The organism is Undibacterium sp. Di24W, assembly GCF_049340325.1.
In the GTDB taxonomy this organism is placed as follows: Bacteria; Pseudomonadota; Gammaproteobacteria; order Burkholderiales; family Burkholderiaceae_D; genus Undibacterium.
On the sequence record NZ_JBMPOP010000005.1, the window covers coordinates 69,313 to 94,483 of the forward strand.

Annotated in this window: 27 protein-coding genes; 23 read left to right on the forward strand and 4 right to left on the reverse strand. The window is 47.2% G+C overall.

Translation table 11 applies throughout. The features are described 5' to 3' along the window. Positions 1-60 precede the first annotated feature (60 nt). Positions 61-612, reverse strand: a complete 552-nt coding sequence (locus tag ACO0KZ_RS11840) for a chlorite dismutase family protein (protein ID WP_422995369.1) — start codon at positions 610-612, stop codon at positions 61-63. 75 nt (positions 613-687) lie between these two features. Continuing rightward, positions 688-1,614 carry a LysR substrate-binding domain-containing protein gene (locus ACO0KZ_RS11845; protein ID WP_422995371.1) on the reverse strand — a complete coding sequence of 309 codons (927 nt, stop codon included), beginning with the start codon at positions 1,612-1,614 and terminating at the stop codon, positions 688-690. Between the two features lie 117 nt (positions 1,615-1,731). Here ACO0KZ_RS11845 and ACO0KZ_RS11850 point away from each other — a divergent pair, with 117 nt between their 5' ends. The 11 genes from ACO0KZ_RS11850 (at position 1,732) to ACO0KZ_RS11900 (ending at position 12,942) form a co-directional block, all read left to right on the forward strand. Then, positions 1,732-2,481, forward strand: a complete 750-nt coding sequence (locus ACO0KZ_RS11850) for an SDR family NAD(P)-dependent oxidoreductase (protein WP_422995373.1) — start codon at positions 1,732-1,734, stop codon at positions 2,479-2,481. Between the two features lie 53 nt (positions 2,482-2,534). Next, positions 2,535-3,071: a carboxymuconolactone decarboxylase family protein gene (locus ACO0KZ_RS11855; protein ID WP_422995375.1), complete on the forward strand. Its 537-nt coding sequence runs from the start codon at positions 2,535-2,537 to the stop codon at positions 3,069-3,071. A gap of 47 nt (positions 3,072-3,118) precedes the next feature. Then, complete coding sequence (locus ACO0KZ_RS11860) at positions 3,119-4,057, forward strand: DMT family transporter (protein WP_422995377.1); 939 nt, start codon at positions 3,119-3,121, stop codon at positions 4,055-4,057. Positions 4,058-4,098: 41 nt separating this feature from the next. Then, positions 4,099-4,776, forward strand: a complete 678-nt coding sequence (locus ACO0KZ_RS11865; protein ID WP_422995379.1) for a peroxiredoxin-like family protein — start codon at positions 4,099-4,101, stop codon at positions 4,774-4,776. 664 nt (positions 4,777-5,440) lie between these two features. Further along, entirely contained in the window at positions 5,441-5,926 is a 486-nt protein-coding gene (locus tag ACO0KZ_RS11870) for a hypothetical protein (RefSeq protein ID WP_422995381.1), read from the forward strand. 64 nt (positions 5,927-5,990) lie between these two features. Continuing rightward, positions 5,991-6,593: a hypothetical protein gene (locus tag ACO0KZ_RS11875; protein ID WP_422995383.1), complete on the forward strand. Its 603-nt coding sequence runs from the start codon at positions 5,991-5,993 to the stop codon at positions 6,591-6,593. A gap of 120 nt (positions 6,594-6,713) precedes the next feature. Beyond that, on the forward strand, positions 6,714-6,923 hold the full coding sequence (locus ACO0KZ_RS11880) for a hypothetical protein (RefSeq protein ID WP_422995385.1): 210 nt from the start codon (positions 6,714-6,716) through the stop codon (positions 6,921-6,923). Positions 6,924-7,369: 446 nt separating this feature from the next. Next, a complete protein-coding gene (gene nhaC / locus ACO0KZ_RS11885) occupies positions 7,370-8,830 on the forward strand; it encodes a Na+/H+ antiporter NhaC (protein ID WP_422995387.1) in 1,461 nt (486 codons plus the stop codon). A gap of 59 nt (positions 8,831-8,889) precedes the next feature. Further along, on the forward strand, positions 8,890-9,837 hold the full coding sequence (locus tag ACO0KZ_RS11890) for an isoaspartyl peptidase/L-asparaginase family protein (RefSeq protein WP_422995389.1): 948 nt from the start codon (positions 8,890-8,892) through the stop codon (positions 9,835-9,837). Between the two features lie 28 nt (positions 9,838-9,865). Next, a complete protein-coding gene (locus ACO0KZ_RS11895) occupies positions 9,866-11,890 on the forward strand; it encodes a cyanophycinase (protein WP_422995391.1) in 2,025 nt (674 codons plus the stop codon). Positions 11,891-12,033: 143 nt separating this feature from the next. Continuing rightward, entirely contained in the window at positions 12,034-12,942 is a 909-nt protein-coding gene (locus ACO0KZ_RS11900; protein ID WP_422995393.1) for a MurR/RpiR family transcriptional regulator, read from the forward strand. On the opposite strand, the gene ctlX is transcribed toward ACO0KZ_RS11900, so the two are convergent. Together ctlX and ACO0KZ_RS11910 are read right to left on the reverse strand one after the other, a co-directional pair. Then, positions 12,939-13,877, reverse strand: a complete 939-nt coding sequence (ctlX, locus tag ACO0KZ_RS11905; protein WP_422995397.1) for a citrulline utilization hydrolase CtlX — start codon at positions 13,875-13,877, stop codon at positions 12,939-12,941. The genes ACO0KZ_RS11900 and ctlX overlap by 4 nt on opposite strands. A gap of 114 nt (positions 13,878-13,991) precedes the next feature. Beyond that, positions 13,992-16,778: a TonB-dependent receptor plug domain-containing protein gene (locus ACO0KZ_RS11910; protein WP_422995399.1), complete on the reverse strand. Its 2,787-nt coding sequence runs from the start codon at positions 16,776-16,778 to the stop codon at positions 13,992-13,994. Positions 16,779-17,745: 967 nt separating this feature from the next. Here ACO0KZ_RS11910 and ACO0KZ_RS11915 point away from each other — a divergent pair. From ACO0KZ_RS11915 to ACO0KZ_RS11970, 12 genes are all read left to right on the forward strand, one after another. Beyond that, the gene (locus tag ACO0KZ_RS11915; protein WP_422995401.1) at positions 17,746-18,177 is read left to right on the forward strand and encodes a PilZ domain-containing protein; all 432 of its coding nucleotides are present in this window, start codon (positions 17,746-17,748) and stop codon (positions 18,175-18,177) included. A 30-nt stretch (positions 18,178-18,207) separates the two neighbouring features. Beyond that, positions 18,208-18,810: a hypothetical protein gene (locus tag ACO0KZ_RS11920; protein ID WP_422995403.1), complete on the forward strand. Its 603-nt coding sequence runs from the start codon at positions 18,208-18,210 to the stop codon at positions 18,808-18,810. Positions 18,811-18,987: 177 nt separating this feature from the next. Further along, positions 18,988-19,365, forward strand: coding sequence for a DUF4288 domain-containing protein (locus ACO0KZ_RS11925; protein WP_422995405.1), 378 nt, complete (start codon positions 18,988-18,990; stop codon positions 19,363-19,365). A 231-nt stretch (positions 19,366-19,596) separates the two neighbouring features. Continuing rightward, the gene (locus tag ACO0KZ_RS11930) at positions 19,597-20,034 is read left to right on the forward strand and encodes a hypothetical protein (protein WP_422995407.1); all 438 of its coding nucleotides are present in this window, start codon (positions 19,597-19,599) and stop codon (positions 20,032-20,034) included. Positions 20,035-20,174: 140 nt separating this feature from the next. Next, positions 20,175-20,504 carry a hypothetical protein gene (locus ACO0KZ_RS11935; RefSeq protein ID WP_422995409.1) on the forward strand — a complete coding sequence of 110 codons (330 nt, stop codon included), beginning with the start codon at positions 20,175-20,177 and terminating at the stop codon, positions 20,502-20,504. A gap of 46 nt (positions 20,505-20,550) precedes the next feature. Further along, positions 20,551-21,135, forward strand: coding sequence for a class I SAM-dependent methyltransferase (locus ACO0KZ_RS11940; RefSeq protein WP_422995411.1), 585 nt, complete (start codon positions 20,551-20,553; stop codon positions 21,133-21,135). Positions 21,136-21,603: 468 nt separating this feature from the next. After that, positions 21,604-22,149: a carboxymuconolactone decarboxylase family protein gene (locus ACO0KZ_RS11945; RefSeq protein ID WP_422995413.1), complete on the forward strand. Its 546-nt coding sequence runs from the start codon at positions 21,604-21,606 to the stop codon at positions 22,147-22,149. A 97-nt stretch (positions 22,150-22,246) separates the two neighbouring features. Then, a complete protein-coding gene (locus ACO0KZ_RS11950; RefSeq protein WP_422995415.1) occupies positions 22,247-22,600 on the forward strand; it encodes a CZB domain-containing protein in 354 nt (117 codons plus the stop codon). Positions 22,601-22,692: 92 nt separating this feature from the next. Continuing rightward, positions 22,693-22,833, forward strand: coding sequence for a hypothetical protein (locus ACO0KZ_RS11955; protein ID WP_422995417.1), 141 nt, complete (start codon positions 22,693-22,695; stop codon positions 22,831-22,833). A 6-nt stretch (positions 22,834-22,839) separates the two neighbouring features. Then, complete coding sequence (locus ACO0KZ_RS11960; RefSeq protein ID WP_422996035.1) at positions 22,840-23,304, forward strand: pyridoxamine 5'-phosphate oxidase family protein; 465 nt, start codon at positions 22,840-22,842, stop codon at positions 23,302-23,304. A 232-nt stretch (positions 23,305-23,536) separates the two neighbouring features. After that, positions 23,537-23,737 (forward strand): response regulator, encoded by a 201-nt coding sequence (locus tag ACO0KZ_RS11965; RefSeq protein ID WP_422996037.1) that lies wholly within the window; start codon positions 23,537-23,539, stop codon positions 23,735-23,737. Positions 23,738-24,526: 789 nt separating this feature from the next. Further along, the gene (locus ACO0KZ_RS11970; protein ID WP_422995419.1) at positions 24,527-25,147 is read left to right on the forward strand and encodes a uridine kinase family protein; all 621 of its coding nucleotides are present in this window, start codon (positions 24,527-24,529) and stop codon (positions 25,145-25,147) included. Positions 25,148-25,171: the final 24 nt, after the last annotated feature.

Sequence of the window (25,171 nt, forward strand, 5' to 3'; positions counted from 1 at the left end):
GCAATATGACCGATGTTTTACAAAACTCGGCGTGCGTTTGGGGATTACAAATGTGATTGATTACGCCTTTTTCTCCAGACGAATATCAATTTCACGATCAACAAATTGCCATTCTTTTGTCGCTCGCAATTGCGCAAGTAATTGATTGAATAGTTCTGTATGTTCCGGGGCAAATTCAAACCAGGTTATAAAATCAAATGGTTCACCAAGATCACGCGAATGGTGTAATTGCCGGGCGATTTCGGGAAGATAGCCTAGGCCAATTTCGGTGTGATGCGATTGCTCTTCAAAAATGGATCGTCGTTCGTCCTGAGGCATGGCCCACCATTGCGCATTTTTTTTGATAGGAATAAGCGCGGCACACACTGATTCTTTTCGGTTTAAGCCTTCCTGTGCGGCCTGAAGTTTTACAATTTCATTTCGATTTGCGTAACGGACATTGCTGGTAAAACCCTGCAATGCCCAAACACCTTGTTCGGTCAATTCATTCGGTGGCGAGTTGATGACTTCAATCCTCGGCACCGATTCAAGTGGTGATCCTGTAATAGTATTTTGGCTGGTGACATTCCACTGGCCGACATCACTTCCGACAAATGAATAAAAATTTTTCATCGAGTGTTCTCCTTGTATGACCAGTGCGGAGGCGACGGGATCGTGGCTTCATCATATTAACGAAACGATAAAACGTCAATTGCAATTCGTTGTCAATGCAGAGGCAACGTGCTCGACAAACGCTTTAACCTTTGCCGAGTGCTTACGTTCAGGTGGACTCACCATATGGATCGGCGCTGGCGGAGATTGCCAACCAGGCATAACACGTATCACCTCGCCATTCGCCAACTCAGACTCGAAAAGCCATGTCGGCGAATAGCCAATGCCCATCCCGGTGCTAACTGCATAACGGATCACCTCACTACTATTCGTTTGCAGACGTCCCCCAACGCGAAGTGTCTTGCGAGTGCCAGTAGGCTCAGAGGCTCCAGCGACCGCTTCGAAAGTCCACATATTACGTGTGGCCAGTTCGGTATAGACAATGCAATTGTGGCTGGATAAGTCTTCCGGATTCATTGGTACATTGAGCCCTTTTGGCAAGGTCTTTAAGTAATCACGATGCGCCAATAGCATACGTTGAGAAGTGCCTATGCGGCGAGCGATCAACCCACTGTCAGGCAACTCGCCGATACGTACCGAGACATCCATTCCTTGCTCAACCAAATCGATAAATCCGTCATTGAGTCGCAAGTCGATTTTTACACCCGGGTGAGCATTCATGAATGAATTCACTAAAGGCATAAGTTTAAGGCGGCCAAATCCTACCGAGGCGGCTACTCGTAACCAGCCACTTAGCTGACCTTCGCCTTGGCGCAAATCGGATTCAGCCTCGTTGATCTCTCCCACAAGCCTGCGTGCCTGCTCGAAATAGCGGGTGCCCTCTTCTGATAACGAGAGCGATCGCGTTGTTCTGATTAACAGCTTGGTGCCCAATTCTTTTTCCAGAGCAGCCACCTGCTTACTGATCGCGCTTTGAGTCGCCCGCATTTCGTCTGCTACCGCCGTAAAGCTGCCTGCTTCAACTACACGCACAAAAGTTTTCATTGCCGAAAGCTTATCCATGACGTCTCCATTTATTCCATTGCCGACTAATTGATATGACCAAACACAGTCTATATCAACTTTTCGAAATGAGTCATAGTTCATGCTCTTAACAACCAAACTCGACAAGGAATCAATATGAAACAACCTACAGTACTAATTACCGGTGCGCTTACCGGCATCGGCCGAGCCACTGCCATCGCTTTTGCGAAACAAGGTGCCAATGTGGTCGTCAGCGGCCGGCATGAAGAGGCGGGTCAATCTCTCGCAGTCGAACTACGAACACTTGGCGCAAACGCAGAATTCGTCAAAGCGGATGTCGTTAACGAAGTCGATGTCAGCAACCTTATCGAAAAGGCAGTCAGCCTTTTTGGTCAACTAGACATCGCCGTGAACAATGCAGGCACCGAAGGTGAATTAGGTCCAATCACCGGACAAACGGCAGAAAACGTACATGCGACATTTTCGACCAATGTTCTCGGTACGCTGCTGTCTATGAAACACCAGATGCGCGCAATGCAAGCGCAGGGACACGGCTCTATCGTCAACCTCTCTTCCATTGCCGGAAAGGTCGGCGTGGCAGGTGCATCGGTCTATGTTGCAAGCAAACATGCAGTGGAAGGCCTAACCAAAAGTGCCGCATTGGAAGGCGCCGCGTTTGGCGTTCGTGTCAACGCAATTGCGCCAGGACCGGTCCAGACCGACATGCTCGAACGGTTTGTCGGTCGGGATGAAAGCCAGAAAAACGGATTCTTGTCAGGCATTCCATTAAAGCGTGCCGCAACTGTCGATGAAATTGCTGAGGCGATCCTCTTCGTGGCGTCATCCAAAGCCACTTACCTTACTGGCCAATCGATCGCAGTTGACGGTGGCTTCACCATTCAATAAACCAGACTTCTAAATTTCACTCTAGCATTTTCACTACCCACCAGGAAATCATCATGACTATCATCAATGTACCAACCCGCGAAGAAGTATCTGCCACCAATCAAGCTATTTTTGATAACCTCAAAAGTGCGATCGGCATGGTGCCCAATCTCTATGCCACATTTGCCCATTCCGAAACCGCCTTGGCAAGCTATATGACTTTTCAGAATGCCAAAAGTAGCGTATCTGGCAAAGCGCGCGAGGTCGTCAATCTCGTCGTAAGCCAGGTCAATGAATGCCGTTACTGTTTGGCCGCACACACCATGCTCAGCAAAATGGCAGGTTTCACAGACGAACAAATACTCGAAATCCGTCGTGGTCGCGCCAGTTTCGACACCAAATTTGACGCACTTGCACGCCTGGCAAAAGGAATCACTGAAAGCCGTGGCCACGTCGATCAAACTCTAGTCCTCGAATTCTTTGCCGCTGGTTGGACGAAAGAAAACCTGGTCGACGCCATCGTCATCATCGGCGACAAAACCGTGAGCAATTATTTGCACTCGACAACCCAAGTTCCTGTGGATTTTCCTGCCGCCCCCGAGCTCGCCTAAACGAACCATCGAACCATCGAACCATCGACCTATTATTGGAGCGCAGCATGAACAACACAACACTCACAGCTTCAGCCGTATCACAAACGGGTGAAGCGGCAAGACTTGCAACAGGATTTGCTGTCGGGTTGTTGGCGGCCAGTATTGGCGCGCTCTACACGGTTTATGCCAGATGGGGAATTGCACGAGGGCTCTCGTCGCCCGATTTGACAGCACTGCGCTTTGGAATTGCAGGACTTGCCCTATTGCCTGTGCTATTGACCGCCTTGATCAAACAACGCACTGTTTTGTCCAAAAAATGGCGTGTCTGGCTTGCAGTGTCAATGTTGGCTGGAACGCCATTTGGCTTGCTTATGTTTGGCGCGCTTCAGTTCACACCGTCTAGTCATGCCGCAGTATTTCCCTTTGCTGCGATGAGCGTGATGGGAATGTTGATTGGCGCTTTAGTACTGCGAGATCGAATTACGCATAGAAAGGCTTCGGGCATTGCTGTTGTGGTATTTGGTCTGGTGTTGGTGTCGGGAATCGATCAAGCAAGCTTTACAAATCAGACGTTGATGGGAGATGCGATGTTCATCGCAGCCGGAACCTTGTGGGCATACTTTGGTGTTCTTCTTAGAAAGCATAGCCTTGATCCTTTGCTTGCCACATCAGTCATCGCGTTTTCAGCACTTGTCACTTATGTCCCCGTTTACTTGTGGGCAACAGGGGCACAAGGTCTGTTCGAAGCAAGCAGTGAGGTATTCTGGACCGAAGCGTTGATCCAGGGTGTCATTGCCGGAACCGGTACGCTTTTCACCTACGCCAAGATGGTATCCATCCTTGGACCAACACGTGCGGCTGTATTCCCTGCACTGGCACCGGGTATCGCGGCGCTCATTGCGTGGCCCATCCTAGGGCACAAGCCAGGCAGCTTTGAAATCTTAGGATTGATCATCGTCATCGCAGGGCTCCTCTTTGCAGTCACTGGCGTTCGTAAGAGCTAGTTCTGGCAATTTTTACTTCTTTCAACTATCAGGAATTCAATATGCAAATCGAGACATTTCTCTCAACTGAACTCGCAGCCTATAAAGCAGGTTTCGCAAATCGTGTCGCGCCAGAACGCCTCGCAATGATGGAAGGCGCAACGACCAAACTCAAAGAAACTGGCATTGAATTAAGTGCAAAAAGAGTTTGCGATAGCGCGCCTAATGCGACACTACCCAACGCGAAAGGCGAATTGATCAATCTTGAAAACTTATGGAAAAGCGGCCCGCTGGTTGCTATATTCTATCGGGGAGCATGGTGCCCATATTGCAATCTGGAGCTGCGCGCCTGGCAAAAGCACATCGCCGAACTGAGAAAGCTCGGTGCAACATTGGTGGCAATCTCGCCCCAAACGCCGGATAATTCGATGAGCACGGCAGAAAAAAATGAACTTGAGTTTTCTGTTCTGAGTGATTCCGCAATGGAAGCAGCAAGGGGTTTTGGCATTGAATTCACGCTGCCACCAGAACTGGTGGAGTTGTATGGTTCTGTTGGAAATAACCTCCCTGAGCTCAATGGCAATGGTCAATGGGTACTGCCGATCCCCGCGACTTTCGTCATTGACCAATCGGGCACCATTCAATTCGCTCACGTGGAGGCCGATTACCGCATTCGTGCAGAACCCGCAGAGGTAATCAGCCTGGTTCGGTTACTGGTGTCAAGTGCTTTGCCAGATTGATAGACCAGTTTTTTTGTGCTAATTTGTCGAGATAAAATCATCGACAATTTTGCTGCCAACCTCAGCAGAATTCACTATCTTCATTCCTGACTAGGTGTTACGTTAGGTTAGGCGGCGCAACTAGCAGGAGGTGTCGGCCGCCGTATTAAAGCAATGTCGGCGAAATAGCGCCAGAGAAGGAAACGGCAGCAATGCCGGAAAACATACACATCAATTAAAACGGGCGTGTTCGCTTAATATTTGAAGAGCGGGCAATCTCCTTTTGGTCCTTGAGTTTTTTCAATCCAGTCGTGACTGACTCTTTTCAGTTTCTCAGAAACATTCGCAAGAATGCGTGTTTTTTTACGAATTTAATATACGTTTATTGAAAAACGAATTTCCCCATGACATTGCTGTTTACGACTTTGCGATATGTTCGTAATTTGCAAGTGTCTTAAAGCCATCATGGATATTAGATGGCAGTTTGCGACTATATTTCACGGGAATACATACGGAATTTGTGGTTGAATCGGCGGTTATGATTCCCTCTGTTATATCTGTTTTGAGGCAGGTATAACAAAAAACAGCAAGGCATGGCGCGGCTTTTGAGAGGTTTGGAACTTTGTTGATGAAAATTTAAGGATGTGTTAACGTCGTTTTTTTCACTTTAAAACAAGTTAAATGTATGATTAGAGTTGCGAAGACCCTTGTATTTTCAGTCCTGCTGCTTGCGCTCGGCTTTGCGGCTGGAACTGTATATGGATTCTGGAATGGGCTTGGTGCGGGGCTTTTACTGGATTCAACGCCAAAGGGGGTATTAGCAGCGTCAAATCTCAAGGCGATGGATGCAGAAAATTACAAACCGATTCGCCTGCTTTTGGAAACCGATGTCAATCAGGCGCTGGCGTCCTATTCTTTGCAACAGCAATCGTGGTGGTATCCGGCATTTAAAAATGGATACCTGCTGATCGATCCGGATGCTAATCGTGATTACATCCGACGAATAGCCAACTACAGAATGAGTCATCCGTTCTCGATAGACGAAAAGATGTTCGACCACGTCCCTCCGGAAAAGTATGCGTTTAAATCCGAATATCAAGACATGGCGATCGGAATGCGAGAATACAAACACCGAGTGGAAGAGGCCGTGAAACTTTATGCGGATAAATAATTTAACTTGTCGTTGCACGCTTACGCCTTTGGCGTAGGTGAACTCAGCGTTAGGAGTCAACAGATTGCGTTTATTTCAAATTGTCGTTCTTGGGCTCTTAATGCCATCTATCGCAAGCTCGGCTGATTCATGTGCAGCCAGATATGGCCTTGATGGTGATTCCTGCTTCTGCAATGAAAAAGTTCGGAGCCTTTCCGTGCCGACACCCACTGGATTTTCTCTCGCTGCTGTATGCAACATGACCGATATTAAAGATGGAAAATCGATTGCATTAAAATCAGCCAAGTCATTGCCGGCAGAACGCTTTGATATGGGAAATTACCTCTATAAGGGGCGGATAACCCTAACAGGAAAGATCGTTAAAGCATTTGACCCTATGGCCGATTATAGTGTCACTTTTTATCCTATCGATCGCGCTCCAACTCGTACTTCCACTAAGAACCAATCTCGCCTCCAGGAATTTTCTCAGCTCGCAAATTTTTTCCTAATCGAAGATGGAAAGAATATTGGCACTCAGAGTCTTGTAGTGACTGAAAAAGTTAGTTGGTGTTCTGTCGCCACCATTACCGTGCATGAGATTAATATCTATGTTGCCGATACAGAAGGGGAAGGTCCCTATGCAACAAAATACGATATCGTACGCCAAAGTAAGTTTCGGAAATGTTGACTCCGATGTCGCCGCTCAAGCTTGCAAGCTGCGGCCGCCGTGCGCTAAGTGATAAAGGCGCTCAGCACAGGTTGCTCAAGGCTATAAGTCAAATCAGGCGCTTAGAAAAATGGAGTCCTTATGAGTAAAGTTTTGCGTATGTTAATCACGTTCACTGCCATCGCAATTGTGTTGTGTATATTTGTGGCTATATCAAAATTAGGTAATGCGGCAGCACCTGTTTTGCTGCAGTTTGCTCAAGATCATCACATCGCGCTGAGTGGTGCCACTTTTCTTATGATCTCGGTTGCTGGTTTATTCATATTTAAAAAGACGCGCCTCAGTCGATAGATCTCTCATCAAGAACCTAGGTACGAATAGCGAACGCGTGTTCGTACCAATGCCGTCTTCAGTATAGATCCGAAAAGTTAAAGTGAATGTCCATGTTGGGCTTCACTTTGTACAGTCACAAGCTGCATTTGATTTTTTTGTGCAAGCCCAATTCGGAGGTTTTCAGGATGTTGCAGTGATCAAGTGACAGCTATGAAAGGGAATCTATGCTTGCTAACTCGACATAGAGGTGAACAGCGCGGAGCGCTTTCCTTGTAAAAATAGCCGTCACTTTCTCGAAACTAAAAAGCTAATTACTTGCGTATGCTAGCCAATTCACACAAAACAAATGCATCACAAAAATCACTTTTAAAAATTCCTGTTCAAAAATCGTCTTGTGTGAAATAATTCGTTCATAAAAATGATCGAAGTTTTGATCGAATGAATTTCACAAAAGGAGATCTCGCATGCAAACCAACGAACCGGGTGATATACCAGTCAAACAGCCCATCTCTTTTTTTTGGAGTGCTGCGCCCTTTGCGATCATCATTCTCTTGCTCGGAATTGGTGCAGGAGTCTATCACCTTAACGTGTCGGTACTATTACTGCTCAGTGCCGCCATAACCGGCTGCATTGCGCTGGCGCATGGGCTGAGCTGGAAAGACATGGAAGCGGGGATCGTCGATAAATTGGCGACTTCTATGCCGGCTTCTTTGATCTTGACCTCGGTCGGTGCTTTGATCGGCGCGTGGATGTTTTCGGGGACGATTCCGATGATGATCTACTACGGCATCAAAGTCATTCATCCAGACTACATCGTTGTTTCTTCCTTTGTGATTGCGGCCATCGTTTCGACCGTCACCGGTACTTCTTGGGGCTCTGTCGGTACCATAGGCGTCGCCTTAATTGGCATTGCTTTCAATCTCGGTGCGCCGTTGCCGATGACCGCGGGAGCGATTGTTGCTGGTGCTTACTTTGGTGACAAAATGTCGCCATTGTCAGATTCGACCAACTTGGCATCTTTAGTCACCGGGGCGAATCTCTATGAGCATATTCGACATTTGCTGTACACGACCTTGCCTATCTTTTTCCTCTCCATCGTGCTGTATAGCGTGATGGGGCGCGTCTCGCAAAGCGCTGTGTATGTCACACCCGCCAAGGTGCAAGAGAATCTGAATGCACTCGAACACATCTACCAATTCGGCGCGATGAGTTTCGTTTTGCTGATACCCGCGTTGATCGTGATATTTGGTTCCATACGAAAAATGCCAACCGTTCCTGTGATGTTGTTTTCCGCTGCGGTTGCCTTCCTGATTGGTTTGTTCGTACAAGGGTTTGCATTCAATGATGGCGTCAATGCCTTGGTCAACGGATTTGACTTACGTATGATTGAAGCAAAAATAGCTCAAGTTGGTTTGACCTTACAAGACATTCCCGCAGACATTAATCGACTCCTGACACGCGGTGGCATGATGTCGATGATGAATACGATGTTGATCGTATTCTGCGCTTTTGGTTTTGCGGGAATCGCCTCCAAAGCAGGCATGCTAGAAACCATACTGCGAGCGATCACGAACAGGGTCAGCTTAAATCGGGGACCATTGATACTATCAACGGTAGTCTCTTGCATCATCATTGCTTTCACAACTGGCGCTTCTTACCTCAGCCTGATTATTCCTGCAGAGATGTTCGGCTCCGCTTATCGCAAGGCGGGATTACATGCGGTCAATCTGAGTCGAACCGTAGAGGATGCCGGAACCGTCGTTGTGCCTATCATCCCGTGGTCTATGGCGGGCATCTACATGTCCACACAATTAGGCGTCTCCGTGATCGACTATGCACCCTACGCATTCCTTTGCTATGGCTGCTTCATCTTGGCGGTGATCTACGGATTTACCGGTATCGCTATTCGAAAGATAGACGACTAAAAGGATTAGTGAGATTCCACACACTTTTCCGAACGAACTTTTATTTACAGAGGCAGATAATGACTTACACTTTAGCCATACACGGTGGCGCTGGCGTAATACAAACAAGTGGTGATGAACAACCGTATCACCAAGGACTACGACAAGCACTCGAAGTGGGACAGTCGATTTTGAAAGCAGGCGGTACAGCGATTGATGCTGTGGTAGCAGCGGTCGAAGTACTCGAAAATCATCCTTTATTTAATGCTGGTCATGGTGCGGTATTTACTGCTGATGAATCTCATGAGCTGGATGCCGGTGTCATGGATGGCAGCGATCTGAGCGCGGGTGCAGTCGCAGGTGCTCGCCATATTAAGAATCCGGTTCTTGCTGCGCACGCAATGTTAAAGGATAGCCGTTATGTACTTCTGTGTGGCGAAGGCGCAGATCAATTCGCGCTTGAAGCGGGTTTGCCACAAGTGAGTAATAGTTATTTTTCGACTTTGCATCGCTTACATCAGCTACAAACCTTACGTGCGAACGATCCGAGTCAAGTCGCTCTAGATCATTCGGTCGCGACAGCAGGGATAAGCAAAACAGACAATGAAAAGAAATTTGGTACGGTAGGCGCGGTAGCGCTCGATCAGCACGGGCATTTAGCTGCAGCTACTTCAACAGGTGGCATGACGAATAAACGTCCTGGTCGAATTGGTGACACGCCTTTAATCGGTGCTGGCGTCTATGCTAACGATGCCAGTTGTGCGGTGTCGGCGACGGGCACTGGTGAACACTTTATCCGCGCTTGCGTAGGTCACGATATTCACGCTCGCATGGTGTATGGAAAACAAAGTTTATCGGAAGCGGCTAACGCCACTGTGTTTGAAAATCTGAGCGCAATTGGTGGTGAGGGTGGCTGCATTACGGTTGGACACGATGGCAGTATTGCCATGCCCTTTAATTCTCGCGGGATGTACCGAGGCTGGGTAACCGAGGATGGCGAGATCGAGACGCGAATTTTTTCCGATTAATTCCTCGCTAGACAAAAAAAGGCTGCACATGTTTGGTTCTAATTTTTTAAACAAATACCTCAACCGTCAGTTCGAACGCTCTAGTGCGATTGGTAGTTTCACTCTTTGTGTGCTGTCGCTTAGTGCTTGCAGTACGAATCAAGAATCAAAACACGTAGTCCTATCGAGTAATCAAAATGTGACGCAGACTAACTATGGCGATGTCAGCAATGTGATCATTGGTGGCGGCATGCGCAGTTGCTCTAGCATGGGTTCCAAAGAGTTTATGCAAGAAGCGAACAGCCGTTATTGTCTGCAAGGGTGGTCGAAAATTCTTCGAGAAGACATCGCATTTACTGGATTGAAAGCGAGTGACGTTTCATTTGAGCCAGCTATCACACATCCCGCATTTAGCTATCGTATCGACGCCAGTAGTATAGAAAAGATACGCGCATTGTCTGAACAATTGATGGCAAAGCAGATCAAAGACAAAGTCATTGCAAAACTGATCCAAGTTCGGGAAGCCAAACCCGAAACGGCCTTATCTGGCATGAGCTGGAAAGCGCTGGTGGATCTACTGGCGTCACAGGATATATCGCCCGCGATTCAGCTAAAAAATGAACTCTCTACCTTGGCGCACTCAGCCTTACGTCACAGTTTGGTAGAGCCTCTAGAGACAGCAACTCAACCACGTCTGCTCCAAGCTCGTAGCGTGAAATTTTTAAGCGATCGCAGTAGCAGTGCCATCTATCAAACCTTTCTGGAAGCGACCCAGCGCAAAGCTGATCAAAAACAACCCGGTAGTAAGCCTAAAATCGGCATTGTCACAGCCTCAGCAGAAAATCCATTCAATGATCGAGATATCAGTTATTACGCATTCAAATCTTTAGGTGCGGACGTCGTTTGGTTACCAATCGAAGGAGGTTTGCGACAAGCTATTGATCAACAACTTTGCGAGTTTGCCCCGATCTTTTATGCGGACTATGCTAACCGTGGTTCCTTGCGTGACTATTCCCACATGGATCTTCTGTATCCTGACTTAGCCGCACAACAAATCGCGTTTTGTAAAAATAATGCAAGTGCCTTAAATCAAGAGTTGATGAAGCTCGATGGTATCTTCTTCACAGGTGGCAACCAGACGCGCCATCTGGAAAGCTTCATCACTAAACAGGCTATGTATAGCGTGTCATCAAGCGATGGCGTCTCGGAACAACTTCGACTACTGCGCAAGCAATATGCTGAAGGTCGCTTAGTCGTGGCTGGCAGCAGTGCTGGCGATGCGGTGCAATCAGGTGGTCAATGGCGAGGTCGCCCTGTCCCTATGATAGGCGGTGGTGATAGCGTAAAAGTGTTACGCCATGGATATGGACAAATTGATGGGCCTGAGCCAGAAGCGCCTGGTGCTAAAGGTAGCTTTGCCAAAAATGGCGGTCTAGGTTTCTTCCGATTCGGCGTACTAGATTCGCATTTTTCGCAACGTGCTCGTGAAGCAAGGCTAGTGCGACTAGTGGCCGATAGCGGTGTCGATTATGGTTTTGGTGTCGATGAAAATACAGCCTTGGTCGTGCACGCTAGCGCTGCAGATGGATCGCATCATATGCGTGTGGTGGGTGCCGGCGGTGTATTTGTGGTAGATGCACGGCAGGCAAAACTTCAATCTGAAAAGCTGGCCGCGTTCAAGATTGAAAACATCATGATTCATTATCTGAATCAAGGCGATAGTCTCACCATGACTCAAGCTGGTGATTTACAGGTCCAACTGTCAAGCGATAGCAAAAAAAGTAGTCAACCCATGATGAAACAAGCCATTACGGCAGAACGCATTCAAGACTCTGGGAGCTTTCGTTTTCTAAAGCTGATTCAGAAGATGGGCGAGGACGGTGCTGATAAAGGTATTGGTTCTACAGGGCGCGAACAAAATTCTGATGCATCTGAATTTGCACTGACAATACGACGCACTAGTGACAGCGAATTGCGCATCAATACAGAAGGAAATCTAAGTTACGCTCGATTAAGGCTAGACATCGCGCCTTACCCAAGCAATGGCGTTGTGATCGATAATACACTTCGATGAGTAATTAGAACGCTAAACGAAACTACTTGGAAATAGCGTGAGTTTGGACACGCCCACCAGCTTGCATCAGACCCCGTAAAACGGCACAATATGCCTCTGCGTCGCCCCCTATTTGCACACACTCAACAGAAAGCGTATCGACCATGTCGATTCAAAAAAAATCCAGCAAAACAAAATCAACATCAAGCCCTGTTAAGGACAATGCAACACACCCATTTGATCGCATTCGCGAAGGTGCACGTGATGCATCTCCAGCACTCACCGTGGTTGCGCAATGGATGTTGCGCCACACAGCACAAGCAGCAACATTAAGCATAGAAGACGTTGCACAGGCATGCGGTAGCTCACCAGCAAGTGTTAATCGCATGGCGCGTGCCGCCGGCTATGCTGGCTTTGCGGATCTGAAATCGCAACTCGCCTTGGTCATGCGAGCAACCATCGACCCTATCGAAAAATTGCGCGATGAGAAAGGGAAGAATATACTAGGCTCAACCGCGCAATATGTCGAAATGGGCAAAGCGAATTTAGAAAAATTAAATCACGAAAATAGTGCTGCCGACATTATCGAGGCTGCCAAATTGCTGTCCACGAAAGGTCGCATCTACGTTTTAGGATTTGGTTTAACTAGCCATGTCTGTGGCTGGTTCGCGGACGCATTGACGCCTTTCAGTCATTCTGTGTCGGCCTTAAGCGTGAGTGGTGGTACAGAACAAAGTGCGAGCCGCATGAGTACGATAGGTAAGGGCGATGTGTTGGTGGCGATGAGCCTACCTCGCTATTCTCGCGATACTGTCCACCTCGCCAAATTCGCTCGTGATCGCGGGGCCTCCGTCATTGCCATCGTTGATTCTCATGCTGCACCCTTAGCCAACGAAGCCGATTTGCGACTATTTGTTTCAGCCGCGCATCCGGTTCTGCCTTCTAGTTATGTCGCTTTGCAATTATTATGTGAAGGTCTGGTCGCTGAAGTCATGCGACGCAACCCTGCCGCCGTGTCGATGGCGGCAGAATTGACAGAATCTGTTTCCTTCCAATTGGGTACGACGATCTAGTTGCGTGGCGAAAGATGTATGCCAGCGAGCATACATCGCACTGAGCCGCCCGCTAATTCGATAGTCGGTATCGCGATTGGAAGTATCTGTGCGGATTTTTCGATAATTGCTCTTTGTTCGGGAAGTAGGCTAGCCGCGGCTCTAGCCGACATCGCCAAGATCCTTGTGGAGTGCTCCGGTGCTTTGGTATTGAGTTCCAAGGCATTGCCTGCGAATTCATTGATTTGCGCTTCCGTCAGTGCAATCACTTCTCTGCCTGTTTGCTGCAAACGATGCACCATTTCATCACGGCGCAATGCATCGGGAATCATGTCCAATGCGACTAAGGCAAACTCGGTGGCGATACACATGATGACATTGGTGTGGTACACAGGGCGGCCATGCATATCGGTGGAATGAAACGCCATAGGCTCAAAATTAAAATGCGTGCAAAATCGTTCCAGTGCGACCGGATTGGCACGATTAGAACGTGCCGTATAGGCGACGCGATCAATATGATCGAGTACCATTGCGCCAGTACCTTCCAAGAATAGTCCATCATATTCGAGGCCAGAATAGTCAATCACATCTTGTACACGATACTGAGACTTCAGCATGTCAATCACATCGGAACGACGTTCGCGGCGACGATTGGGTGAGTACATCGGATACAAGGCGATATGGCCACCAGCATGTGTTGAAAACCAGTTATTCGGAAAGACCGAATCGGGCGTTTCGTTTTCACTAAAGTCGTCAAATACATGCACCTTCACGCCAGCTGCTTCCAACATGTTTGCGGCCGCAGTGACTTCATCTCTGGCACGGATTGCTATTTCTTGTGCCGATCGTGTTTGATCAACACTCTGAAAACTATTGTCTGCGGCAGTTTGTGGATTAGGACAAAAATGATGGGGACGTATCATCACCACAGCATTTGGCGCCTGTATCGATTTCATGCGAGTACCTTTCTATAAAAAATTAAAATCCCTACATCAACTCTACAACAAAAAAAGAGAACGCGAGCAGGCGTTCTCCTCTTTTTTATCACGTAATGTGGGCGTGTTGAATTGTTACTTGATAGCGTAGGTCATACTGGCATAGACATAACGTCCAGTCGCATCAACACTCTGGTCAAAGCCACGGAAATAGCCGGTTTGATTCGATACGTTGGGCGCTTTATTAAACAAGTTAATCACACCTACATTCAAGCGCAGCTTGTCGAAACCTGTATAGCCAAGGAACAAATCATAAGTGCTGTATGAGTTCACATTTTTTGCTGCGTAGCTAGGCGTACCAACGGGTTTAACAATGGCAGCACCTGGCATTGGCGTGATGATGTAAGCCAAAGCATCTTGGTAACGCGACTGGAATTTGTTCGTCCAGCCCAGATTCCATTTCGCGATGTTCCAGTCGATTGATACTTGATGCTTCCATCTCGGCGTTGGATAAAGATTGGCGTAAATACCGAGGTTATTCATCATCGGACCATTCTTAACCAACTGCTCCTCTGTCTTGGTTAAATAGGTACCACTCAAGCTCGTTCGCAATTGGCCATAGTCGTCCAAACTTAATCGATGGCTAACGCCGAGATCGAAACCAGCGACGTTACGTTTACCCTGGTTGTCCATAGGCAATAGTATGTTTTCGATCAAACCTGGTAAATTTGGAAAGGCCGGATCAGTCGGAAAACGTGTGATGTATTTGTTCAGGTAGGCAAAGTTGGACGCAATTAAGGTTTCGCTCAAAGCAGAAATGACATCGTCTTTCTTGATATTCCAGTAGTCTACTGAGACAGTAATACCATAGCCTGGTGCGACTACGGTGCCAAGCGAAAATTGCTTAGACGTTTCTGGTTTAAGGAAGGGATTACCACCTAACAAAATAGGGATAGGCCCTGGCTTACAACCTGGACCCACATTGTTCACACAGCGTTGTGGATCGGTATAAAAGTTCGAGGTCGATGCATTGCTCGGTGACGCACTCACGTCTGCTAAAGAAGGTGCGCGGAAACCAGTACCAGCGGAGGCGCGTACGACAACCTCTTTCGCTGGCTGCCAGCGAATCGACAACTTCGGATTGGTGCTACTACCAATATTGCCACTGTCGTAGGAGTCATAACGAACGGCTAAGTCCGCTTCAAGAGTCTTAGTGATAGGAACATGCACCTCAGAATACAAGGCCTTCACTTCACGCGAGGTCGCAGTGTCTGGTGACGAGGTGATATTATTGAGCAAGCCGGACTTGGCTTCCGCAGATTGCGTATCGGATAATTTCTCGCGACGCAATTCAAAGCCGACGGCAACGGCGACTTGTCCAGCTGGCAGTTGAAATAACTCCTTAGACGCGCTACCGCCAACGCTATCTGAGGTCGCACGACCTGTACGTCCCGCTACTTTTTTCGCCTGTGTGTCTTCCATCATTTTCATCACTTCTGGCGTGTTCTCTCCCCACAAGTTCACCACACCCGAGGTAATCAAAGGACCGAGTTTGCTACCGTAGACGAAACCGTTGTTGTATTGTTCGGTCGTATTCGACACAGAATGATTCCATGCCAGGCTGTAATCCCACCCAGCAATTTCACCTTCTGAGCCAATCACGAAGCGTTCTTGTGATGTGTCCTGAACTCGTTCCCGTTGGCCAAGTGGTAAGAGGCGAACCGAGACAAAGACATTCTTATCCGTAGGGGTTTGTGTGACTATGCCTGTCTTTGCATCGACATAGGTTTTTGGAAAAAATGGTCCATCTTTAGGATAGAACAAAGCAATCCGAGGACCGTTTGCGGTCAAACGATAGGAGGTAAAAGTAGCAGGAGAAATTCGATAGTAGGCTTCGTTCTTAGAATAAGCGGCTTCAGCGAATAATCGATGTTTCGGCGTGATCGCGAAAACAGCCCGCGCAAAAGAATTGAGCTTAGTCGATTCTGGAATCAAATCGGCAGTAGCCTGATAGTCAAATTGGCAGAAACCATCAAACAGCACGCTGTAGGGCGGCGTACATTTGCCATTATTCGTTGTGGCACTACCATAGACTGGACTCGCCGAGGTGGTAGGGAAAAGGTTAGCGGGCCAACTTGTGGTGGACGGTCCACTCGTGCCGAGCTCGGGATGCAATGCCGTCTTTGACCATTCTCTTTGTACTGCACGCAGTTGTGCCGTCTTTTGGAGTTGGACTGAGCCAAACACGTTAAAACGGTCACTCTCAATATTCCCAAAGCCAGCGGACGCACTCACTTGTTTGCGATTGCCGCCACCGTCTTCGTAGCCACCTGCTCGCGCTGAGATTTGCGCACCTTGATAATCTTTACGCGTGATGAAATTGATGACACCTCCGACCGCATCAGCACCATAAGTTGCGGACGCACCATCTTTCAAAATTTCCACACGTTCTAATGCTGCCATAGGGATAGAACTCAGATCCACGCCTTGACCGCCAAACGCATAGTTCGCCATGCGGCGACCATTCAGTAGCACCAAAGTAGACGATACGCCTAAACCTCTCAAGTTCGCACCTGAGAAGCCACTGTTCTTTTGCGTGTCCGTGTTTTGTGATTTCTCTTCTATGCTGCCAACGTTGGCAGAAATCTGCGCCAACAACTGTTCCGCCGTAGTGGTACCTGATCTTTCTATGGCTTCGCGGGTAATGGTTTGTACCGGCAAGGAAGTCTCGAGCGCAAGGCGCTTAATCGATGTCCCAGTCACTTCCACTCTTTGTGTCTTATTGACTTCTTCTGGTGGTGTACTTGTTTGCGCGAACGCTGGCAATGCGTAACTCATGAGTGTCACTAGCCCGAAAGCGACACGCACTGATTTTGTCATTGGGCGCATAGCCATGCTTTGTAAATCGTTTTGCTTTTTCATTGCTCTTATCTCCTGTTTTATTGAAATCACATCAACTCGCTAAAGCATGACAAGCTAAGCGAGTACCTTGTTCTTCTATTCCGCTTCAAAAATTTTGGGCAAAAAGATCCCCTCTGACGACTAGGCCAGAATTTTTTCATCGCAACTTGAGGGAATCGTTTTTTCTTGCTGCTGAAACCCGCTTGACTCAAATCCGATCCTGATTTTGCGAAATGCGAGTCAGGATTTTTTAGTGAATCAATTATTTCATATATTCATATTTTTGAATAGTTTTTTTCAGAATGTTCAGGGTGACGATATTTTTGTGGTTTTTATGTCTTTGTTCGCTATGTAAAAATTAGCTCAGTATTCGATTCAAATAGGGCTACTGTTCGGCGCGCCGTAACAAAGAGAAAAAACGCTCTTGAATTTCATGACTTACTCGGAAGCAAACGAATAATTGTGGGGACGTATATATTCCCTCTCCCGCAAGCGGGAGAGGGTAGGGTGAGGGGAGTTCAGAAACTGTACTGCCGTTTCATGTGACAAACCAGTGCAGAAATGGCGTTGTTTAGATTTCTAAATATCGTTAATCTAATCTGATACTCCCCCATCCTCGCCCCTGCATTTTCAACTCGGCGCTTGCGGTAGACGGGAAGGGGATGACCTTTTTCAAGGTACAAACATTCAGAATTTTGTCCTGTTTTGTGACAGTCAAATACGGTGCTTTTGCCCAACTACCCTCACCCTAACCCTCTCCCGCAAGCGGGAGAGGGAATATTGATACCCGCCATTTATCTAGGGTCTTGGGAGCTCGAACTACGAGATATCAATTTCAAGTGACGCGCAGGTCTGATTGCAGACGCACTTCCCTAAAGTAATTAGCTCGTCACAAATGTTGAATATCGTGCTTCGTCAGCACAATTGCTGCGATCAGCTTACTTGTAAATGCTTGGTCGAAAAAATAAAATTTAAGTGAGGAAAAATAATGAACAATGAAGTTGAAAACCGAAAATTTGAACGTACCCAGTTCTTCTTAGTGCAGAAAGAAAAAGACTTTTTGCCGGTCTGGGTATTCAAGCCAGAAGCGAATCCTAGCGGTATTGCGGGCGTGTTAATCGACGTGAGCGAAGGTGGCCTTCAAATTCTCATGCAAAAAGTAGAGCCAGTCAAAGGACAGCGATTTGAGATGTTATTAATTAATCAGATAGGTGGCGACGCGGCTCGTTTGCCACCAGGTACGATTGACTTGGTGTGGAGCGATGATATTGGTAGTACGTACACTAAGTGTGGATTTACTTTTAGCTCATACTCAGATGAAGAAATCGCCATGTTGATAGCGCATAACAGCGATGACGGCGATAAGTTTATGCGATGTATTTTGAGAGAAACGTCCGTCGTTAATCCTACTTTGGTATGATAAGAAGTTCTCTTCTCAACTAGGATAAATATGTTCTCATGGCGTTGGTTCTTCGTTGCAGTAATCCTTATTGGTGGTTGGTATCAATATCAACAACGCGCACAGAAACCGATATACCATTCGAATGGTGTTTTGGTTCAGCGCGACCCTGTGCAACACATGCTTGATCGTGGTGAGATCTGGCAGAAAGATAATTACACGATCAAGGCTTTAGCAGACTTCGATATTGAGGCGCGAGTCTTGTCTAAGGAACTGTATTCCAGCGGGCGCGAGGCAGATCTGTCTCCGGTGGATTTAGCCTTGGGCTGGGGATCGATGTCTGATTCTGAGGTCTTGTCCTCTTTGAGTATTTCTCAGCGCAATCGCTTCTACTTTTATCGCTGGGAAAATCAACCCCCGCGCCCACCCTCAGAGATCGCTAGTCATAGCGCCAATATGCATATGATTCCGGCGAATGCGCAGATCGAAAAAACATTGAAAGAAGTGAGGTCCGGGCAGGTGATCAGATTGCGCGGAAAACTAGTCGCAGTCAGTGCGCCCGACGGCTGGCGCTGGCAGTCTTCGCTGACGCGCGAGGATACGGGTGCGGGTGCTTGTGAATTAATTCGAGTGGAGAGTGTTGAGGTGCGCTGAGGTAGATAAAAAACTAGTCGCACGCCTCTTTTCTCGACTCTGTTATACCGAGTAATGAGGCGGTATAACAAATTTCAGCTAGGCTAGATAAGCCTTTCAAGAGATTTGGAACTTTGTTGCTTAATTTTTATTGCTATGTTAACGTCGGTTTTTTCACTTTAAAACAAGTTGAACGTCATGGCACATTCGAAGAACATTGCGCCCCATGGATGGTATGTTGCATCGTACCTGATCAGATTCATAGAGCTTGAGGAAGAAGGGAACGAAGATCCTGAGAAGCGATTCGTCACCTGGGAAAATACAATCTTGGTCAAGGCCGCGAGCATGGACGAAGCTTACGAAAAGGCCGTGAACGTGGCCGTGAAGGAAAATCAGCCGTATAAAGGCGGACCAGACGGTATAGACGTTCAATGGGTTTTTGAAGGTATCACAGATCTTCTTCCAATTTACGAAGAGCTTACTGATGGAGCAGAAATTATGTGGGCGAAACATGCTCCGCGAAAGTTAAGTAATATTCGTCGACGTGCGCGGACAAAAGATGAGTTTCAAAAATAGTAGCAGACTGACGTTAAACATGTCATTCGAAAACGACTCGCGAATATGCGCCTTTTTAAATTTTGCTGATCTGCGCGTGCGCATTTCAACTCGACGTTAAGCGTCTCCCGCAATGAGCGTGCAACATTCCGAAGTAAATCAGCCATTGGCGCCTGTGTTGCTTGGGTCGGTCGCTACTGCTCTTGCAGCGTTCAGATTGCCGGGCACATCATCAATTTAAGGGAATGATTCATGTTGATCCGTATTTTTTGTTTGTTGGCTGCCATCGGCATGTTCGCCCTATCCTGGGGATGCTATGTCGAAAACAAAGCATTTCGGTTGTACGGTGTGAAAGCGCAGCTGGCGCCAATAGACAGCTACATCGAAAAAACCAAGGTGTACAAGCGAAAAAAGGAGAGCCCGTTCTTCGACAACACTTCCAAGGAATACAAGAGCAAGGGTATTTCAACGTATTTCGTGACGGCAAATAACGAGCGCATTGAGGTTTCCTCCAACGTCCCACAGTCGATCGTCGAAAGAATGATCAGTGGACAGGACGTTTCCGTTACCTACGTCTCGAACAATCCCAAGCTGATTCGATATGATGACCACACGGCCAGTACAATGGGCGCCGCAATTACCGGCATCGTTTTTCTGCTTGCTTCGCTCTTTCGCTGGCGCAGAAGTTGATTTTTTCGTCTTTGGTGGTTTGAGCATTTTATGCTCGGTGAACCTTGTGCCTAACCCGGCGTTCAACCTCGCTCCCTTCGGTCGCTGGATGCTGCGCGATAAAGCTGCACAGCGCCGGTTAGCTCTGCGTTCGTAGGCACATGCGTTGGTTTGAACTCGCTCTCGCCACGGTTTTGGGCGCTATATTTACTGCCTTCCATTTCCTGCCTGGACCTTGGTGCGATCCAGCACCTGTTCGTCCACTCGCTGGAATCTTTGTCGTTGTGCTCACTATGTTTTACCTGTACCTTGTGGACGACGAGCGCCGCCCTTTGGTCGGTGTTTGGCATCGGATAGGTGTTGGTTCGGTGGCGTGTGTGATTGTCGCAGCTATCGCAAGCGGTTCATGCGAACTGTATGCGTTGTTTGCGTTTGTTGGTGCATTGCTTGGGTTGATCGGCTTTCGATGGCTGAAGCATGTACCCTTTTAGTTACGTACTAAATATTTCCAAATATTCTTAAAAACTAACACTAAAAATGTCCATAGATTCAGCGAGCGCTTACGATCACCATGCTAAAGCGTTTTTACGCGCGCGTGACCAATCCAATATTGGTGCTGACGTTGTTGCGCAATGGTGTCATACGCTCGGTAAAGATGCTCAAGTTCTGGAGCTTGCTTGCGGCGGTGGTTATCCGATCACCCGCGTACTGCACGAAGCGGGTATGCGATTGTGGGCGATTGAAAGTTCACCAAGTTTAGTTGCCGAATTTCAGCGTCGTTTTCCGGATGTGCCAGTGCAATGCGCCAAGGTGCAGGACAGCGATTTCTTTGGGCGGAATTTTGACGCTGTGGTCGCAGTAGGGCTGATGTTTTTGTTGAGCGAAACTGATCAAGCCGCATTGATCCATCGTGTTGCGCAAGTGCTGTCGCCGGGTGGGCGCTTTTTGTTTACTGCGCCGCTTCAGTCATGTCAGTGGGTCGACCTGATCACGGGAATCCCATCGCACGCTTTGGGGCGAACAGCTTACGAAAAAAATTTTCATTCTGCTGGATTAAGTTTGATCGCAACTTATACCGACAGTGGTGCCAATCATTATTATGAGGCTCAGCGTATCGCTTGATGCGAATAGGATTTAAGGCATCGATTGTCACAGCGTATTGCATTCATCTTTCCTGCCTTTATTCCCGGCGGGTTTTTATTCGTAGTAAGGCTCAATTGAGTGCGTCGTTTTGCTGCGAGCGCTCTACGGCTAAATCTAAAAATGAGCACACTCTATGTGGCGCGCGCCGTCCCTCACGATATACCATATGAATTGGTAAATGCGCCGGTTCGAATTCACTGACGGTTCGTGTCACTGCAGGCTTGGACATAGCCGATTTGTACACTGACCGGAAAAACTCTGGTTTTCGGCGACGGCGAAAAAAGCGCTAATTGGTTGAAATTTACGGACATTATTCCAGTAAATGAAATAGTTAATTGGTTTTGGCAGTGATTCTCTATCTCGAACAAAGTAAATATAGTGTATCCATTCGCTGAACAAGCAGCGAAGACCAGAATCCTAAATCATTTACCTCAGAAGGAAATCATCATGTCCCGTCTCGCTATCCCTACCGTTGATAATGCCGTCGAAGCGTCGAAACCTTTACTTGCTGCTGTACAAAAACAATTGGGTATCGTACCTAACCTGATGAAACTGGTAGGAAATAGCCCCGCCGCATTGGAAGGCTACCTGTCACTTAATGGCGCCTTGGCTAAAGGCAGTTTGAGTGTGCAATTGCGTGAGCGCATTGCTTTGACGATTGCTGAGTATAACGCTTGTGATTACTGCCTCTCGGCGCATGATTATCTGGGACGTAATGTCGCCAAAATTAGCGCAGGCGAAATCGATGCAGCGCGCGCAGCACGGTCAGAAGATGCACGTACCGAAGCTGCACTACAGTTTGCTCTGCGCGTTGCTCAGTCACGTGGCCGCGTAAATGATGTGGAGCTTGCCACTTTGCGTGCGGCTGGTTTTGATGATGCTGCGATCATTGAGATCGTTGCCAACGTGGCGGTCAATGTACTGACCAATTACATCAATAACGTCGCGTTGACGGATATTGATTTTCCGGCGGTACACGCCAAAGCGGCTTAATTCCTATTAGTCGACTCGCCGTATGCATATGCGAAAATCAGGTCGCCAGTCAATGGCGGCCTGTTTGAAGTTCATTTAATTTTGTCCAGGAGCTTTTATGAATCTCGATAACGCTGTAGAAACCCATGCACAGTGGAAAACCAAACTCCGCACTGCCATTGTCAAACACGAACAACTCGATTTGGTGACTTTGTCGCGTGATGATTGTTGTGAACTGGGGCAGTGGTTGCATGGTCCAGGAAAAAATAGTTTCGGACGTTTAGCTACCCACAGCGATTGTGTACATAAGCATGTGGTGTTTCATCGCGAGGTGTCTAAAATAGCGAAAGCCGTCAATGCCCAACAATTCGATCTCGCCGAGCGTATGCTTAATGCCGGAACAGAGTATGCACAGGCTTCGAGTGCCTTGAGTGTTTCTTTTTTGCGCTTACGTAAAGAAGCGGGGATTTGAGTTTGCTTCTGTCTATTCAGTTAACACTGATTAACACAGATGTTTTGGATGGGATGAGCCGTGAATAGGATCATACAAAGGGGTATCGTAAAATGAAAAAAATCGCGTACACCAGTGATATCGCTTTTACGCCTGCGGTGAAAGCCTTACAGAATCACAAAGGATCGCGTCAGGCCTACGCACGTATGGAGCAAGGCGGTTCTTGGGAGTCACTCATTACAGAAGAATTGTAAAGATTTATCGCTCAGCAGACCAGTTTTTATATGGCGACGGCGAATGCGGACGGTCAGCCATACATACAACATCGCGGTGGGCCAGCGGGATTCTTGCGTGTGCTCGATGAGCATACGCTGGCGTTCGTAGATTTCGCTGGTAATAAACAATTTATCTCGCAAGGTAATTTGAGTGAAAATTCCAAAGTACATTTGTTTTTAATGGACTATGCGCACCGACAACGCATCAAAATTTGGGGTGAAGCGAAGCTCGTCACTGATGATCCCATACTAACTGCGAAACTCATGCCTGCGCATTATCGAGCACAGCCAGAACAAGTTATTCTCATTCAGGTTCATGCTTGGGATGCGAATTGCCCTCAGCATATTCCTGTGCGCTTTGATGCTGAGCGTGTGAAACAGGCTCTAGACGCTAAGGATGAACAGATCAGGCAACTCAAAGCCGAAATAGAGCGCCTCCAGCAAAGATAGGACCAAGGGTCTATTAACATTTTCACCCTCAAAATTCAGCGCTTCCGCAGGATCATGGATAACGGCTCTATCGGAGTAGGGAACCTGACAGACTGTATTGGCGGTCGATGACACCAAAAAATTCTGCATGCTATAGGTTATCTACGCGTCCTTACTGTCAAGTACGTGTCGTTAAATCTGGCGCGCCTGTGCTTGAAATTGCAAATCCTTCCCCCCCCAGTCTAATTTGTTTTTGCTCGACATGATGATGTCTGAAATGAATGGCTCTCAGGTTGTGACGATATTGTGGCAACATGCTGGCACGAGAAAAATTACTGTTATTTTTGTCACGTCAATGGCCGCCGAAAAAAATGACGGATATTGTTTGTCGCTAGGTGCGGTTGGCTACATCACCAAACCTGTCTGGCCGGCATTGTTACTCGTCTCAGTATGAGCGCATTTAGAACTCAAAGCAGCGCGCTACTGGCTGGCTGATAAAAATGTGTATCGCGATGCTGAAGTGCAGATGCGCAGTTTTTTTTGTTTGCTTGAGCAGGAAAATCTGGATGCCGTTAAGTTCTATATTCAAATACAGGTCTGCGTCGCGAGTCTTTTTCCAAAAGAATCGAAGCATTTGACAATCGCGATTGACAAGTTTTCATTTAAAGAGGCCTTGAGTATTATTCGTAATGAGATGAAAGTCGGCGCTGTGGACCTACCCTGAGTTTTTAGACACTTTAGTTGACGAGCAGGGAGAGTGGTTTTCCTCTTTCCGAAATAAGCCGAATGCGGCTATACTTCCGCCCCTTGATTCAAATGCGCACTGCTACTCTTGGTTATTTTTGAATTTAGTGCTCTTTAGCTCTGAATTTTGCTTGAGTGCAATAGTAAAATTAATTTTGGGGTCATTTAAACCAGCGATTGCAGGTAGATTTTGTGAGCTATTGGGTCTTAGTTGGTAGGTTTGTTGGAAAAATACCTCTTGTAGCGTTGGCCGCGATGATTATTGCTCGCGTCATTGCAGGTAATTTTGTCGGTGATTAAAAATGCAGCGATAATGCTTAGGTATTAGAGATGTATTGGTGACACATTAGTGCCTACTTAGTGTCAACTTATTGTCTTATTTAGAGTCCATAGCAACTAGAAAAAAATTGGTAGCGATCAGCTCATTTTTTTCGTCATAATCAACTAAGCCTTATCCAGACTTAGTTGATTTTTATTTTTTTAGATAGGTAAACAAATAATGAAACCATATCTCGTCGGTATTACCGGAGGTAGCGGAAGTGGTAAAACAACTTTTATCAACTCCTTATTAGCCTCCATGCCCGAAGGTAGTGTTGCCTTGCTGTCTCAAGATAATTATTACAAGTCTATCGATCAGCAATCTCAAGATGAAAATAAGATTGAGAACTTTGATATTCCATCTTCTCTTGATCTGGAGAAGTTTTACCAAGACGTGTTGCGTTTACGTGATGGCGAAAGTTTAAAAATTACGGAATACACGTTTAATAATGCAGACGTCGAGCCCAAGATTTTTCATATTCCAGCAGCACCTATTGTTTTGCTGGAGGGTATTTACGCACTACATAACCCAGCTTTGTATGACATCATCGATCTGAAAGTTTTTATCGATGCAGAGGAGCATCATCGTCGCTATCGCCGCGTGCAACGTGATGCGGTAGAACGTGGTTACGATCAGGATGATGTTATCTACCGCTTGAGTAAGCACCACCAGCCCGCTTTCGAAAAATACATTTTGCCACACCGCAGTAATGCCGATCTGGTGATTCCAAATAATCATGGTTTCGATAAAGGTTTAGACATGTTGAGTGTGTTTTTGAAATCGAAAATAGTGGCTTCTTAGTCCTATTTCTGTACCACCTCACTT